The sequence below is a fragment of the Clostridium boliviensis genome (genome assembly GCF_033342255.1).
GTDB lineage: Bacteria > Bacillota > Clostridia > Lachnospirales > Lachnospiraceae > Lacrimispora > Lacrimispora boliviensis.
Window position 1 is genome coordinate 45,198 of record NZ_JAWONS010000103.1, and the last position, 14,084, is coordinate 59,281.

The 14,084-nt window shown below is 42.6% G+C and carries 16 protein-coding genes and 1 riboswitch; of the genes, 1 reads left to right on the forward strand and 15 read right to left on the reverse strand.

The annotated features are described in order from the left end of the window. Positions 1-5 precede the first annotated feature (5 nt). The 14 genes from RZO55_RS06250 to RZO55_RS06315 form a co-directional block, all read right to left on the reverse strand. On the reverse strand, positions 6-542 hold the full coding sequence (locus tag RZO55_RS06250) for a DUF3877 family protein (protein ID WP_318063428.1): 537 nt from the start codon (positions 540-542) through the stop codon (positions 6-8). A 31-nt stretch (positions 543-573) separates the two neighbouring features. After that, on the reverse strand, positions 574-1,509 hold the full coding sequence (locus RZO55_RS06255) for a M14 family metallopeptidase (protein WP_318063429.1): 936 nt from the start codon (positions 1,507-1,509) through the stop codon (positions 574-576). Continuing rightward, entirely contained in the window at positions 1,506-2,444 is a 939-nt protein-coding gene (locus RZO55_RS06260; protein ID WP_318063430.1) for a M14 family metallopeptidase, read from the reverse strand. Before RZO55_RS06260 ends, RZO55_RS06255 begins: the two co-directional genes overlap by 4 nt. Positions 2,445-2,502: 58 nt before the next feature. After that, positions 2,503-3,117, reverse strand: a complete 615-nt coding sequence (locus RZO55_RS06265; RefSeq protein WP_318063431.1) for a DUF1062 domain-containing protein — start codon at positions 3,115-3,117, stop codon at positions 2,503-2,505. Between the two features lie 101 nt (positions 3,118-3,218). Next, a complete protein-coding gene (locus tag RZO55_RS06270) occupies positions 3,219-3,512 on the reverse strand; it encodes a CD3324 family protein (protein WP_318063432.1) in 294 nt (97 codons plus the stop codon). A gap of 518 nt (positions 3,513-4,030) precedes the next feature. After that, on the reverse strand, positions 4,031-4,690 hold the full coding sequence (locus tag RZO55_RS06275) for a pentapeptide repeat-containing protein (RefSeq protein WP_318063433.1): 660 nt from the start codon (positions 4,688-4,690) through the stop codon (positions 4,031-4,033). After that, a complete protein-coding gene (locus tag RZO55_RS06280) occupies positions 4,687-5,316 on the reverse strand; it encodes a non-canonical purine NTP pyrophosphatase (RefSeq protein ID WP_318063434.1) in 630 nt (209 codons plus the stop codon). Before RZO55_RS06280 ends, RZO55_RS06275 begins: the two co-directional genes overlap by 4 nt. Positions 5,317-5,858: 542 nt before the next feature. Next, on the reverse strand, positions 5,859-6,182 hold the full coding sequence (locus RZO55_RS06285; RefSeq protein WP_318063435.1) for a hypothetical protein: 324 nt from the start codon (positions 6,180-6,182) through the stop codon (positions 5,859-5,861). A gap of 239 nt (positions 6,183-6,421) precedes the next feature. Further along, complete coding sequence (rlmH, locus tag RZO55_RS06290; RefSeq protein WP_288829269.1) at positions 6,422-6,901, reverse strand: 23S rRNA (pseudouridine(1915)-N(3))-methyltransferase RlmH; 480 nt, start codon at positions 6,899-6,901, stop codon at positions 6,422-6,424. An 11-nt stretch (positions 6,902-6,912) separates the two neighbouring features. Continuing rightward, positions 6,913-7,941, reverse strand: a complete 1,029-nt coding sequence (locus RZO55_RS06295; RefSeq protein ID WP_318063436.1) for an alpha/beta hydrolase — start codon at positions 7,939-7,941, stop codon at positions 6,913-6,915. Positions 7,942-7,970: 29 nt separating this feature from the next. Further along, positions 7,971-9,827: a DUF6320 domain-containing protein gene (locus RZO55_RS06300; protein ID WP_318063437.1), complete on the reverse strand. Its 1,857-nt coding sequence runs from the start codon at positions 9,825-9,827 to the stop codon at positions 7,971-7,973. A 72-nt stretch (positions 9,828-9,899) separates the two neighbouring features. Next, entirely contained in the window at positions 9,900-10,598 is a 699-nt protein-coding gene (locus RZO55_RS06305; RefSeq protein ID WP_097003070.1) for a response regulator transcription factor, read from the reverse strand. A 20-nt stretch (positions 10,599-10,618) separates the two neighbouring features. Further along, entirely contained in the window at positions 10,619-11,254 is a 636-nt protein-coding gene (locus RZO55_RS06310; protein WP_318063438.1) for a helix-hairpin-helix domain-containing protein, read from the reverse strand. A 101-nt stretch (positions 11,255-11,355) separates the two neighbouring features. Further along, the gene (locus tag RZO55_RS06315; RefSeq protein WP_318063439.1) at positions 11,356-11,781 is read right to left on the reverse strand and encodes a DMT family transporter; all 426 of its coding nucleotides are present in this window, start codon (positions 11,779-11,781) and stop codon (positions 11,356-11,358) included. A gap of 156 nt (positions 11,782-11,937) precedes the next feature. Next, positions 11,938-12,036, forward strand: a riboswitch (TPP riboswitch). Between the two features lie 32 nt (positions 12,037-12,068). Here RZO55_RS06315 and thiT point away from each other — a divergent pair. Continuing rightward, positions 12,069-12,740, forward strand: coding sequence for an energy-coupled thiamine transporter ThiT (gene thiT, locus RZO55_RS06320; protein WP_318063440.1), 672 nt, complete (start codon positions 12,069-12,071; stop codon positions 12,738-12,740). 71 nt (positions 12,741-12,811) lie between these two features. Here thiT and eam read toward each other — a convergent pair whose 3' ends face one another. Next, positions 12,812-14,068 (reverse strand): glutamate 2,3-aminomutase, encoded by a 1,257-nt coding sequence (gene eam, locus RZO55_RS06325; RefSeq protein ID WP_318063441.1) that lies wholly within the window; start codon positions 14,066-14,068, stop codon positions 12,812-12,814. Positions 14,069-14,084 lie beyond the last annotated feature (16 nt).

Consider the following 14,084-nt stretch of genomic DNA (forward strand, 5'->3'; position numbering starts at 1 on the left):
ATCTGTTAAAATCCCATCTCTTTTACGTCTTCTGACAGAAATCTGTGATATGTGGCATGGTTCTCATGAAATTTTATAAAATAACAATAGGAATCCTTGTCTGAGTCTTCAAAATACATGATATAATCGCATTCCTCTCCCTCGCACCTTTTACAGATATATTTTCCGTCCGAATATTTATGAAACACAGTTTTTAGATCTTCAAGCTGAATTCCTGGTTTTTCTATGGTATCAATAAATTCTCTTAAAAATCCATTCTCTTCTTTCTGTTCCCAGACATATCGGGCGCCTTTTGGAGGAATCAGAAAGCAGAACCGTTCCTGGCTCTTTGTGATTTTAATTTCTCCCAGCCGGTCTTTTACATAAGCCTTAAATTCCTTCATGGCTTCCTTTACATCGGCTTTAGCTTCCCCTGCGTCTAAGATTCTTAACAGTGCTTTTTCAGGATAATAAAACCGAATGACTTCTGTTTCATATCCCAGTTTCATCTGCACTTCCCTGATTGAATTTATGAGCATACGCTCAAGAGCAGCATACTGCATATCCGCTCTCCTTTCCCTTTATTACAGCACATCATTCATGAAGCCGCCGTATAATTTTAAATATGATTCCCCCCTCTGTAACAAATGGCTGGGAATGGGAAAAAAATACAATTCCCTCTGTAGGAGCCAGAATCTGGCTTATAATCTCTCCCTCGTACGGGTCCAGAATGTCTGCCAGAATCTCTCCCCTGCTCACTTCCTCGCCGGGCTTTACGTGGGGGCGGTATATACCAGCACAGTCTGTCCTTACACTGGATAAATCGCTTTCATGAAGAACTGTTGCAATATATCCGCTGTGACTGGTGTAACGCACCATTCCCATACGTGTTAAAAACCGCAGTACAGAAGCCACCGCCATACGGGCGGAGGGTTCGTCTATCTGATCTGTTCCACTTGTATAGATGGAAAATGCGCTGGTATTATTTAACTGCCAGTTATAATTCAGTGTTGCTTTATCAAATGGCTTGGCATCACGGACAACCACATAGGGAAGTCCGAAAAGGTTAGCAAGGCTTGGATTCTGAAATCCTGTATCCATCATACGCACATGAGGCACAAAATGACCAGGTATATAAAAGCTGGTAAACTGGATTCCATAGCTATATTCCTTCACAGCGTCAAAGATACCTGCTGCAATCCTTTTTGTGGTTTCTCCCCTTCCGTCACCAGGATACATGCGGTTGATATCCGAATCATCGGCAGGCCAGAACCGTTTTCCTACATTAAGAGATGCGGTATTTACGGTGGGGATGACCAGAATCTCGTTGCCCTTAATAATAGCTCCCCGCTCTTCTAACTCCTTTAACTGCCTGATTAACTGGGAACAGATGTAGAGCTGCTGCACTTCATTGCCTCTGCAGGCACCTACAATACACGCCGACTTTTCCCCTTTTCCAAAATGATAGCCATATAAATTCATATCGTCCCTGTAAAGATTCTTAAGGGTGAAAATGCTTTCTTTTCTCATACCAGTACACCTCCCAGCACCCGTGCCAGCAATGATCCTGGCGATACCACCGGATATTCTCTGAGAGTAAACACCAGTCCGTCAATGGGGGAAACCACTTCCTCCAGAATCGTACCGGTCAGGGGATTTAATATCTGTCCGATGGGCTGGCTTTCTTTTACAATCCCCAGATGCTCCACCAGAGGCATAAATATCCCCGGGCTCTCCGCATGCAAAAGACCCAGCTTCCTATTAAATGAAATCATGGGTTCCTTGGGGATAATAGTCTCTCCAGTCCAGATTCCCAGTTCCTTCATCAGGCAGAGAATTCCTTGTGCCAGCTGCTTTCCATAGCTTGTTGTGATCCGCATCCCCACTCCCATTTCAACCACAAAGGTAGGGACTCCGATGCTGTTTAACCCATGGGACAGGGTGGAATCCAACACTACGGCATTCTCATAAATCCAGACCAGATCCACATTCATCAGCTTTGCATAGCCAATCAGCTGGTCAGCATAGGCTTCGCTCATACGGATCTGGGGAATCTCTCTTAAAAAGATATTGCTGGCATGTAAATCCACACAGAAATCAGATCCGGAGATGTCATCCATGATCTGGGAGGCAATGTGTTCCGATACGGCTCCCTCTTCATCGCCTGGAAAAATCCGGTTCATATCAATATCATACCCGGGCAGGCCTCTGGTAATCGAATCAATTCCCAGTGGATTCAGTGCCGGGTAAATATCCACAATCCCTGTTAAATGTTCCCTGTTTTCCCTGAGAATTCGGTTAATCTCATAACATACAAACTGGCCCTCCAGCTCGTCTCCATGAACTCCGGTGACAATACTGAGCCGCTTCTCTTTCCCGGTTACTGTCTCAGGCTCTAATCTGTTCTTATATATGTTCCAGCTTTCTCCTACAGGCAGACCTACGGATGCAACTGTTTTTATCATACTTCTCATCACCCTTGCTCTTATACTTTATTACATTATAAGAATAAATCAGCATGATTCAAACGTCAAGCGATTCCTGCCTGATGGCTTCCTCCTTTTTTATCTGGATCAACATTCCATCTACGATTTTTGCCCCGGACAAAAGGACTTCGCGTCCTGATGTCACCAGTCCGCTGTCAAACCATTTTTTAATCCGGCTCCTGGAGACTGAAAGCTCACCTGCAAGCATGGCATCTGCCCTGAGCTTCAGACCTGAAGGATTTTTTATCTGTATCTCCATATAGGCAGTTTCATTAACCGGTGCAATAGTTTCCGTCTCAAGGATATGATATCCGGCTTTTATTTCCGCTATTTCTGCTTTATTTTTTATAAACAGTTCCCTGTCACTTCCATAGCTGGCTGCCAGACCGGGGCTGTTGCTTAAAAACCCCTCATACTCCGATTTATTTATGTTCTCTTTATTTGCCCGTTCTATAATGGTCATATTCCAGGAAGTGTCACAATGGCTGCATCGGTAAATCAGCCATACATCAAGAAGTTTTCCATTGGCGTTTACCCTGAATTTTCCGCTGTTTTGAAATTGCCTTTTTCCTTTGCATTTGGGGCACCTTCTTAAAACAGCTGGCAGCTGGTCGGGAACAATCAGCCACAGTTTCCGTAAATTACGTTTCATATCTTCCTCCATATTGTCTTCTTTACGGATAACTCTACTATGAACTGTGCAGCCTTCCTACCTCACTTTCGTTTATGAAACAAAAAAAAGACAGCGCATCATTATTCCTGACACACCGTCTGTATTCTTTTCTTTTCCTGGAGCACGATCCTTTGTATGCTTTTCTCTGACAGATAATAACGCTCCGCCAGAATCTTTACACAAAATCCGGAAACATAATCTTTATAGATAGAACGGTCCCTGCGTTTCCGCTCTTCTCTGGCTCCGGTTCCTTCTCCCCAGGTTCTTTTATTTTCCTGTTTTCTGGGGATATAGACATACTCCCCATCAATATAATTCTGAATCAGTTCCACCAGCTCTTCTGGCAGAATTTCATTGGCCTTCTGATAGCGCATCGCTGCCTCCCAAACATATTTTCTGTCCGGAATAGCAAAGGCTGTACAATTACTTATCGTTTCACTGCATAACCCATGCTATGCAGTCTTTGAGGGTTCCATCATAAAATAACCCGCCTCCTTTTCAACACTCGTTTACCCGCTGTATCTCCAGTATTTTACCACAGAATCGCGTAAAATAACACCTTATACTTAATACTGAATTAAAAATGAGAATTGAAAAAGGGTTTTAATTAAAACGGGGCATAGATAACGTTTTTTTCACCCCTCTACCCCATTTCTCCAATTTAAGTACCTTCTCTACCTTCTGTAATCCGTATTGGGGGCATATCAGCAGTCGGCTCTTTATTTATGCCCCACCGTTACGAGTTTGCGGGGCATAGACAAAATCTTTTTCCTACATATGCCGCATTTCCTCAATTTTATGATCCCATCTATCCTCTATGGGGCTTAGCAGGAGATAGGTCTTTGCCTATGCCCCAAAGCTACCCTGGTACAGATTCAAAAATGATTCAACTTTAACTTTTTACAACTATCCCTAAATATTTTGCCAGTTCCGCAGCCTGATACAAATCCACAACAGCACCCTTAAGTTCCCTGCACTCATCAGACAGCACCAGATTTTGTATGGTGCTGCTGGTAAAATCCATTCCTTTCAGCATGGTCTTAAAGAAACTGGCATTGTTTAAATTCACCTGGTTCCATACAATATCCTTCGTGCGGCACTGGGTAAGAAAACTCCCCTCCAGATCGGATGCTCCAAAATGAATGTGTTCCATTTTGGAACCATCAAAATTAGCATAGCGGAAATTACAGTCGGAAATTCTGGTATGAAGCATGGTGCTGCCGCAAAACCGGGTACCTACTCCCTTGGAAGATTTAAACTCCGTCCGGTTTAAGTAACAGTCTTCAAAGCCGCAATTGGAAAAATCGCAGGAACGAAAAATAACATCCGTAAATTCCCCTTTTTCAAAGGAGCAGTCCTGAAAAAAGCAGTTTTCAAAAATCACTGCGGAAAACTGCATCCGGGAGATATCCTCCCCAGTCATATGGATGTTCTGTAACAGCGCATCCCGGACCTCTTCTTCCCTCTCTATTTTACTATATAACTCCCGGGTATCTGCAAGGATCAGTTCCTCTTCCCCAGAAAGGATTGGTGCAAGCAGTTTTTCTTTCATCGTTCCATACTCCTTTTCTGGGTAATTATAAATTTCCGGAAAAATTCTAAAAATCCATCTTCTACCGCAACTGTATCAAGCACACTCTTATCCAGATCGTAAAAATGCTTACCCGTTTTTATATCAACAGACAGACTGTCTAAGGGGAACCCCTTTTTTATCCTGTTGACATGGGGTTTTGCTTTCAAAAGAAATGGTTCGCTTGCCATACTCTCTTCCATTGCCTGATAAATATGCTGGTCATCCACAACAAGACATATGGCATTGCGGTAGCGGGCTGTCAGATCTCCATACTTTTCCGCCAGTCCGCTGTAGTATTCAATCATTTCATCATCTGTCAAAGTTCTGCCATTTACGTTTCTTACATGTACTCCCGGCTGAATTTCATCTGGTACCTGATCGAAGTATAGCCCTGAATCACATGAAAAAACCGGTTCCATAAGTATTTTATAATATGCTGTGGCTTTTTGATAAGCATTTTCTAATGGTGTTGAACCGGTTTCCGGTACTTCTGGTATCTCGATATTTAAATCCTTTAATCCGACTATTTCTAAATCAAATCCTGACAATCGTTTCTTCATAGCTGATAGTTTGGCAGGATTTCCTGTTCCAAATATTAATCTCATATTCTACGCCTTTCCACTTGTCTGATTACAGCAATTCATTCCATACGACGCAATGTATTCTGCAATTACACAAATGTGAAACATTATGTTTAAAGTCCAACTGTTTTATGTATGTATATTATAATAGAAATGGTATACTTTCACAACCGTTCCTGTTAATTATCTAAAACAGATAAAATTAATAATAAAGTAATTGTTTTAAGAAACATTAAGGTAAAAAAATACCTGGGTCTAGTTTATATAAGTTCCTAGTGTGACGGCGACGGCTATGCCCAGCGCGTATTGGGTATGGATATAATGTTTCAGGAAGCTCAAATTACGTAACGGTAAACGATGGTTGGGGCAACAGAGGTGTGTCCATCAATTTAATTAATTGTGATTATATTATTTGGTAAATAGTAAAGCAAGGGGCTGACTCCTAATTAGTCAGCCCCCTGCGAATAATAAATGTACATAACAGAATTTGATATTCTCATTGGCTAGGTTATTACAGGGTCCATTACACAAAATAGTGTAATGACCTCTGTTTTTTAGCCTGATTATTACTCAATCTCCGACTCTTTGTAAATTGCATAAACTATATCTAGTTTTATACCATCATCAACTTTCTCTGCATCTTTATATATAACCTGTATCTTATCATCAACAGAAATGTCTGGTATTCCATCTGCAGATACTACTTTTTTAGGGACCCAAACTTTATTGCCCATTTCTTTTATGGGATCATCTTCATTTGGAATTACTATAAAGAAAGTATCTGTGTCTTCTGAAACAATTCCTTTAAAGTATTTATCCTTTTTTTCATTGCTGCATCCGGTTGATAACAATAATATTATTATAAAAATGAATAAAGTTTTTTTTGGCATAGGTTTATACTCCTTTTTTTAAATATAACAGGCATTTCAAACCGTAAAAGAGAATCTGAATGATATCTAGATATTACATACGGATCGCGTGACGAATTCAAGAATCAGACGATTGATGAAACCCTGAAAGAGTATTCCGTAACTGTTTCCAATAGCTTCGAATCCTTATATGCAGAAGCTGTAACCTTTAACCTATAGCTATATTTCTTAGCCACTGCATATTATCATCAGTATTACACTTATTTATGATACGGTTCCCCATTCATAATCCGGTAACTCCGGTAAATCTGTTCCAGCAAAATCACCCGCATCAACTGATGAGGAAATGTCATGTTGGAAAAGCTCAGCTTGTAATCCGCCCGCTTTAATACAGCGTCAGCCAGGCCAAGGGAACCGCCGATGATAAATACAATCTGACTTACTCCGCCGACACCAAGAGCCGCTATTTTTTCCGATAATTTCACCGAATCAGGCGTATCTCCGTCTATGGCCAAAGCGATCACATAAGCCCCTTCCTTTATGGAGAGAAGAATTCTCTCACCTTCCTTCTCCTTGATCTGCCGTTCCACCGTCTCACTGGCATGATCTGGCGTCTTTTCATCCGCAACCTGAATAATCTCCAGTTTGCAGTAACGGCTCAATCGTTTGCTGTATTCGGCTATAGCGTCAGTATAAAATTTTTCTTTGATCTTCCCCACAGTCACCAACGTGATTTTCATTCGTATCCCCTCTATCCATTCAGTTCCTTCTTCATCATCGCAATCAAAAAGCCAGTGATATCTCTTGCAGACTTTTTCTGCCCTGTCTTCACTTTCCGGACAACCTTTCCTTCTGGTTTTATATTAATATGATAGACAACACGCAAGAACTCTTCCGCTTCTTCCCAGGCTTCCCGGCTCTCCGGTATCAGATCCAGACCCATCTGAAATACATGAAACATCCCTTCAAAGACAGATACCCGGCATTTCACTCCTGCCGTTTTCAGCTTATCCCCCACCAGAAGGGTATCGCTTAACAGAACCTCATAATTTCCCACCTGCATAAGTACTGGCGGAAAACCACTGAAATCTCCAAACAGCGGAGAGATATATGGCTCCATCGGATCCGCTTCTCCGATATAGGTGGAATCGTAAAGCATGTTATGGGTGGAATTGCCAAAAAGCGGATCCAGCTCATAATTAGCCTGATAACTTTCCCCGCTGTTTGTTAAATCCGTCCAGGCGGACATGGTAAGAAAACCACCCGGAAGAGGGAGGTGATTGTCCTTTAGATAAAGTCCAAGAGCAAGACCCAGACCTCCTCCAGCCGAATCTCCTGCTATTACAATATTCCCAGGTGCATACCCCTTCTCCTGTAACAGCCATTGGTAAGCAGATACCGCATCCTGCAAAGCAGCCGGATAGGGATTTTCCGGAGCCACCCGGTAATCGGGAATCAGGACATCCCCTCCATAGCTGATTTTGGAATACCGGACTGCAAATCTCCGGTAGATATTTTTCATTGGGCCAATATAGCCGCCTCCGTGAAGCTGTAAAATCACCCGCCCTGTGACCACTCCCACAGGCCTTAAATACTCCATTTTTAAATCATTCTTCTCTATAATCTCATATTCATATCCAGCCGGACACACCCAGGCAGGTTCAACTGGATTCTTTCTCAGTTCTCCGCTCTGAATTGGCTGCTTAAAAGAAGTTTCCATCACATTCTGCATCATATCCCTGACCAGATTTCCCATCACACTCACCTTTTTTCTTCTCATGTGCGATTCCTCCTTTCAGACTGCATATTCTATATATGAAACCGCCGAATCAGTTCATTTTTCACTCTCCGGTCACCCAAAGCGATGGTTACAGCAAGAATTATCACAGTCAGTACTACTGTCACAAAAGACATCAGCGGTCTGTTAATCAGACCTGCTGCCCATAGGATCAGTGGAATAAAACTAAAAACAGTTACCGCAATCTGATACATAAAATAGCTCTGCCAGTTCATTCTGTTAACAAGAATCAAAAATACCACCCCCAGATCTGCAAACAAGATGGTACTGGGTATTCCATAGTTTACAGACCAGCCGCTGTATCCCATTTCATAATCAATAAACACCCATACAATCTCTGCCGCTATGGTCTGCATGACAACCTTCCCCGCCAGATTGGAATGACGCATAAAGGAATACCGGACTGTCATGACAAAATAAGCCATTAAAACAATTGCGATCACAGACCAGACGGAACCGGAATAGGTGGCATAATTGATCATGCCAAGGACTGCCGCCGCAAAGATCATAATTCCATAAAATAAATTGGCCAGCTTTTTCAGCCGTTCCTTATCATACCGGATCTGGGGATACTGCCCTCTGTCGTCTCTCTGGTCCGGCACTCCATTGCTTTCAGGTTCTACCGGAATCCCCTCCTTCTTTAAAAAATCGAAAAAAGCATCCGGAAGTCTTGTATCCTGAAAAACCGAACTGAAGGTAACGATCAGCTCATCCTCATAAGAACAGACTCCGCATTTCATCGGCTGTCTTCGTGAAACTCCGATCAACATCGCAAAACGTTCAATCTCTTTTGCATAGTCTTCATCTATTTGAATCGGACCGATGTTTGACAGTGTCATGGTATATGCATCACTATTTTTCCAGAAGATCAGATTCAGAACAAGCCATTTTACCACAAGAGGTGTAATTCGCAGATACCACTTCTTTTCATTGGAAACATTATAGGAAATTGTTTCCTCCATCTTCTCTTTTGTGATTTTTTCATCCATCTGGGTGCTGACCGCCTTTAAGATATCCTCAAAGGTATGATTCTCTCCTGAAGAAAAAAATTCTACGAGTGTTACTGCAAAAAAATTAGCCATTGTCTCGGAACCGAAAAAATTCCTTAGATTAATAGGAATGCTGATACCGATGGACTCTTCAGACGGCTGTTTTTTCAAATATTCCTGATAAATAGACCAGATCAGGGCAGCTGTTAAAAAACGAGTGATACTGACACCGTAACGCTTACTCACTGCCTTAATCTCTTTCAGCCCGATATAGCCATGAAGAATATTCTCCTCATCAAGAGGAAGAAATTCCCCAGTCACATGATAGGCTTTTGTGGAACTGTATTTCTGCTTTTTAATCTTCTTATAGTGGCGGACATAGCTGTCCTCCACATTCATGGAAACATCGGAAGAAATCTTCTGAGGCGCCATGTGACCGGTTCTTGAATCCCTTACCAGATCAAGGTAGCGGTAAACCAGTGCCTTTAAGAAATTAACGGCCCCCAGTCCGTCTGTAACAGCATGAAATACCTCCAGATTGATCCGGCTGCCAAAATAGGTAACACGGAATAAATAAAGCTGATTGCTGTGGGGATCTATATATTTACAGGGATAGGTTGTCTCCCGTTCAATGACCGGCATCCGGCTGTTGTGTTCAAAATAATACCAGAAAAAGCCCCTTCTCAGTTTCACGGAAAATCCTTCAAACTGAGGCAGAACTTCCTCTAACGCTCTCTGCAGCGTTCCAGGCACCACTTCGCTTTTCAGCTGGACACTGATGCGGAACACATTACTTAAGTTTTCATCGGCTATGACAGGAAAGATTTTTGCCGTATTATCAAGCCTTCTCCATCGTTCCCCCTGCGGGCTTTTTTTCATTGTGTCAGCACTCCTTAATTTAAGAAAAGGCGGATCTCTCCGGTCTCCCGGCAGAAATCCTCCTTTTTTTCACTAGACGCGGAAATAATATCCCACGCCCCACTTGGTATGCACATATTTGGGATCACTGGGGCTGGGTTCTATCTTCTCCCTCAGTCGCCTGACATGAACATCTACCGTACGGACATCGCCCGTATCCATAGCCTTGTTCCCCCATACATAAGTAAGCAGCTGTTCTCTGCTGTAAACCTTGCTGGGATTACAGGTTAAAAGCTCCAGAAGATCAAATTCCTTAGCTGTTAAATTGATCTCCTTGTCTGCGATAAAGACCCGTCTGGCATCCCTGTCCAGCTTTAAATCGCCGGCTGTTACCAGATGACTGTCTTCCTTCCGGTCCCGTCTTGCCTTCTTGGCATTTCTGCGCATAATCGCCTTAATTCTGGCTTTTACCTCCAGAATATTAAAGGGCTTTGTAATATAATCATCGGCTCCGTACTCCAGCCCAAGAATCTTATCTATATCATTGCCCTTAGCTGTCAGCATAATGATCGGCATCTCAGAAAATTCCCGGATCGCCTGACAAACTTCATATCCGTCAAATTTGGGAAGCATAACATCCAAAAGCACTACATCGTATTCCTTCTGCTTTGCCAGATTGATGGCTTCCTCTCCATCATAGGCACAGTCCACTTCCATACCGTCCTGCTCCAGACTGAATCTCATTCCCTTAACAATTAATTTTTCATCATCTACTACTAAAACACTTGCCATTTTACACCTCTGTCTTCTATTTAAACCGTAATATCATCTTTTATCTTCTGAAAGGCTGCCTCCTTAATCCCTGATATCTTCATGATGTCTTCAATCTTCTGAAATCCGCTGTGGCTTTCCCGGTAACGAATGATGTCATCCGCCTTTGCCTCTCCCACACCTCTTAAGGTCATCAGTTCTTCCTTCCCTGCCGTGTTAAGATTCACCTTATGACTGCCTTCCGGTAAATTTCCCAAGACAGATGTTCCCTGATCCAGAAGCCTTTTGGCTTCCTCCTGATCCGGCACCTGAATCTTCATCCCGTCTTTGACCTGTTCTGCCATGTTTAACGTATCGGCAGCTGCATTCTCCGTAAAACCTCCGGCCTCAGCGACAGCCTGAAAAACACGGCTTCCCTCCTCCAGCTCATAGACTCCTGGAGAAACCACCTCTCCGCATATATGTACATAGCAAATACGTGACGGTACCTCCGGCACTTCCGGTGATTCCTGGGAATCCGAAGCCGGAGTTTCCTCTTCTGAGGTAACAGGCGGCTCCTGAATGGAAACAAATGCTTTTTCTTCCCGGTATTTATGATTTCTGTTTAAGCCATAGCAAATGCTGCATAGTAATACGCACAAAGCTATGACTGCGATCTTAATCCTATGATAGTTCATGGAATCCTCCCTTTACAAAATTTTGCAAAAAAGGATTCCATCCTCAGCCCTTGTACCTATTCTACCTAAAGAAATAAGTAAATACAAGCACTATTTCCAAATTAGTTGAAGATTATAATGCCGATGATGGCAACAACGGCTCCAATTAGTTTTTTCCATTCAAAGCCCACCTTTTCCACCCCGAACAATCCAAAAACCTCCACTGCATAGGCAACAATGATCTGGGATACCACGATTATCAGAGCTGCCTTTGCAGGTCCTAAGGTTCCCATGCTTTTTACAACTGTATACGTAATAAATGCACCGATAATCCCCCCGATCAGCAGATATTTGGGATGAACCGAAAGCAGAGCTGAAATATTGTCCCTGCCTGAGAAATACCACAAAACCAGACATGTTAAAAATGCGGTCAGCTGAACCCAGCCAGTGGAAACCCACATGCTTGTCTGCTTGGAAACTCCCGTATTTAATACCCCCTGTATGCTCATGAGTGCTCCTGAAATCAGAGCTATGATAAAACCTGTCATAACACAACCTCCGCATCTGTATTTTAATAGAAAAATGCTATGATGCACTACTTTACTAGGTTGTGCTTAATTTACTTTTTTATACTTATTTTACAGTTTCAAATAACTTGACAAGAACTTTCATTTGGGTTATACTCACACCGAAATGAAAAAATTATGACACGCTGGGGGAGCCTTGGGCTGAGATTGGTATATACCTGACCCTTACTACTTGAACCGGACAATGCCGGCGGAAGGAAGCAATAGTAGTAGTAATCCCCTCCTGTGCATACGAAGGAGGTTTTTTTATGTCATTTTTTCTAACCTATTCTCAGGAATCCGGAGAATATTTTTTAAAACCAGCCGGATACGGGCTGATGGTTGCCGCACTTTTGGTGATTCTTCTGGGACTTCATCTGCTCACAGGCAAAGCTCTGCCTACCAGACAGCTGAAAACCCGGCAGATGGTAACCTGCGCAGGGGCAATGGCCCTGGCTATGGTGACTTCGTTCATCAAATTTGCCTCACTCCCATACGGTGGTTCCATCACACTGTTCTCCATGCTGTTCATCTGTCTCATCGGCTATATCTACGGCATTAAGGCCGGAATCATGACAGGAGTGGCATACGGAATTCTTCAGTTTATCATGGGACCATACATCTATGCGCCCGTTCAGGTTCTATTAGACTATCCCATTGCATTTGGATGCCTGGGACTTTCAGGATTGTTTCATAATAGAAAGTATGGTCTGATTCCTGGTTATATCGTGGGTGTTTTAGGCAGATATCTCTGCCATGTTATTTCCGGTTACATATTCTTTGCTTCCTATGTACCGGAAGACATGAATCCGCTTTTGTATACCTTTGGATATAACGCCACCTATATTGTGCCTGAGATGGTTGTAACTATTGTAATATTATATCTGCCACCGGTCATCGAAGCCATCAGCCAGATGAAACGCCAGGCAGTTAATGGTTAAAAGAATTTTAAAATAGCGTAGAAACCGCTGATCCATAAGCGAATCGCCTGTGGACCAGCGGTTTTTCTAAATCAAAGAAGCTCATGAATATCTTTTGTCTCATGATCCTCATACTTTATTATATTCCCTTCCCAGGTTCTGAATTTTATGTAACCAGGACCTCTGGAAATAATATAATTGGGGAATATAGGAGTCTTTCCCTGTCCCTTGGGCGCATTGACGATAAACGTCGGTATGGCCAGACCGGAAGTATATCCCCTTAAATATTCCATAATTTCAATTCCATCTTCGATTGAAGTATTAAAATGCGTGGTTCCCTGTACATGTTTTGCATGAAAAATATAATAGGGCCTTACTCTGCATTTCAATAACTCATGATTGAGTACGCGCATCACAAATTTATCATTGTTAACACCATTTAGGAGAACCGCCTGATTTCCAAGGACGATTCCGGCATCTGCCAGCCGTTCACAGGCTGCCTTTGATTCGTTTGTGATTTCCATGGGATGGTTGAAATGAGTGTTTAAATAAATGGGGTGATATTTCTTCAGAATGGCACAGAGCTCTTTCGTGATTCGCTGGGGCATCGTCACCGGTATTCTGGTTCCAAGCCTTATGTAATCCACATGAGGTATCTCTTTTAGCTGACTGATGATCCATTCCAGCTGTTCGTCAGACAGGGTCAGTGCGTCTCCCCCTGTAATCAAAACATCTCTGAGCTCCTCATTCTCTTTTATGTATTGGATTGATTCTAAAATCTTATCACGGGAACGATGAACATCCTGTTCCCCAATATTGCGCCTTCTCTGGCAGTGTCTGCAGTACATGGCACATTCATTGGTTACGTTGATAATCAGCCGGTCCGGATACCTTCTGGTAATACAGCCGGCAGGGTTGGTGTATTCTTCCGCCATAGGATCTAAATCCATGCAGGAATCTTCCAGCTCCTTATGGTTTGGGATACTCATGAGGCGTATGGGATCAAATCTGTTATCCGGATCTGCCAGACTTAAGTAATACGGAGAAATGGCCCATCGGAATTTTCTTCCCACTTCCTCAATCAGCTGCTTTTCTTTTTCATTGACCGGAAGAATCCGGCTTAAACTTTCCACATCGGTAATTCTGTTCTTCAGCTGCCATCTGTAGTCATTCCAGTCTTTTTCCGTAGCAGAATAAATATGAAGAATTCTGTTTTTCCGTTCTCTCAGCACATGATCTTTGCTGATGCCATTAGGAATCGATTTTCTTGCCTCAAGAAAATCTTCAATTCTTCCTTTTAATTCTTCTGCCCGTTGCAGCGAAATTTGACGTTTTTTCTCTTTTTCCATACATTTATTCTCCTTT

What these genes read in the sequence shown, in the direction of transcription:
- RZO55_RS06295 (WP_318063436.1), bottom strand. Translation starts at nt 7,941, where the DNA reads ATGAGAAGAAAAAAGGTGAGTGTGATGGGAAATCTGGTCAGGGATATG.
- RZO55_RS06300 (WP_318063437.1), bottom strand. Translation starts at nt 9,827, where the DNA reads ATGAAAAAAAGCCCGCAGGGGGAACGATGGAGAAGGCTTGATAATACG.
- RZO55_RS06315 (WP_318063439.1), bottom strand. Translation starts at nt 11,781, where the DNA reads ATGACAGGTTTTATCATAGCTCTGATTTCAGGAGCACTCATGAGCATA.
- RZO55_RS06270 (WP_318063432.1), bottom strand. Translation starts at nt 3,512, where the DNA reads ATGCGCTATCAGAAGGCCAATGAAATTCTGCCAGAAGAGCTGGTGGAA.
- rlmH (WP_288829269.1), bottom strand. Translation starts at nt 6,901, where the DNA reads ATGAAAATCACGTTGGTGACTGTGGGGAAGATCAAAGAAAAATTTTAT.
- thiT (WP_318063440.1), top strand. Translation starts at nt 12,069, where the DNA reads ATGTCATTTTTTCTAACCTATTCTCAGGAATCCGGAGAATATTTTTTA.
- RZO55_RS06285 (WP_318063435.1), bottom strand. Translation starts at nt 6,182, where the DNA reads ATGCCAAAAAAAACTTTATTCATTTTTATAATAATATTATTGTTATCA.
- RZO55_RS06275 (WP_318063433.1), bottom strand. Translation starts at nt 4,690, where the DNA reads ATGAAAGAAAAACTGCTTGCACCAATCCTTTCTGGGGAAGAGGAACTG.
- RZO55_RS06310 (WP_318063438.1), bottom strand. Translation starts at nt 11,254, where the DNA reads ATGAACTATCATAGGATTAAGATCGCAGTCATAGCTTTGTGCGTATTA.
- eam (WP_318063441.1), bottom strand. Translation starts at nt 14,068, where the DNA reads ATGGAAAAAGAGAAAAAACGTCAAATTTCGCTGCAACGGGCAGAAGAA.
- RZO55_RS06280 (WP_318063434.1), bottom strand. Translation starts at nt 5,316, where the DNA reads ATGAGATTAATATTTGGAACAGGAAATCCTGCCAAACTATCAGCTATG.
- RZO55_RS06255 (WP_318063429.1), bottom strand. Translation starts at nt 1,509, where the DNA reads ATGAGAAAAGAAAGCATTTTCACCCTTAAGAATCTTTACAGGGACGAT.
- RZO55_RS06305 (WP_097003070.1), bottom strand. Translation starts at nt 10,598, where the DNA reads ATGGCAAGTGTTTTAGTAGTAGATGATGAAAAATTAATTGTTAAGGGA.
- RZO55_RS06250 (WP_318063428.1), bottom strand. Translation starts at nt 542, where the DNA reads ATGCAGTATGCTGCTCTTGAGCGTATGCTCATAAATTCAATCAGGGAA.
- RZO55_RS06265 (WP_318063431.1), bottom strand. Translation starts at nt 3,117, where the DNA reads ATGAAACGTAATTTACGGAAACTGTGGCTGATTGTTCCCGACCAGCTG.
- RZO55_RS06260 (WP_318063430.1), bottom strand. Translation starts at nt 2,444, where the DNA reads ATGATAAAAACAGTTGCATCCGTAGGTCTGCCTGTAGGAGAAAGCTGG.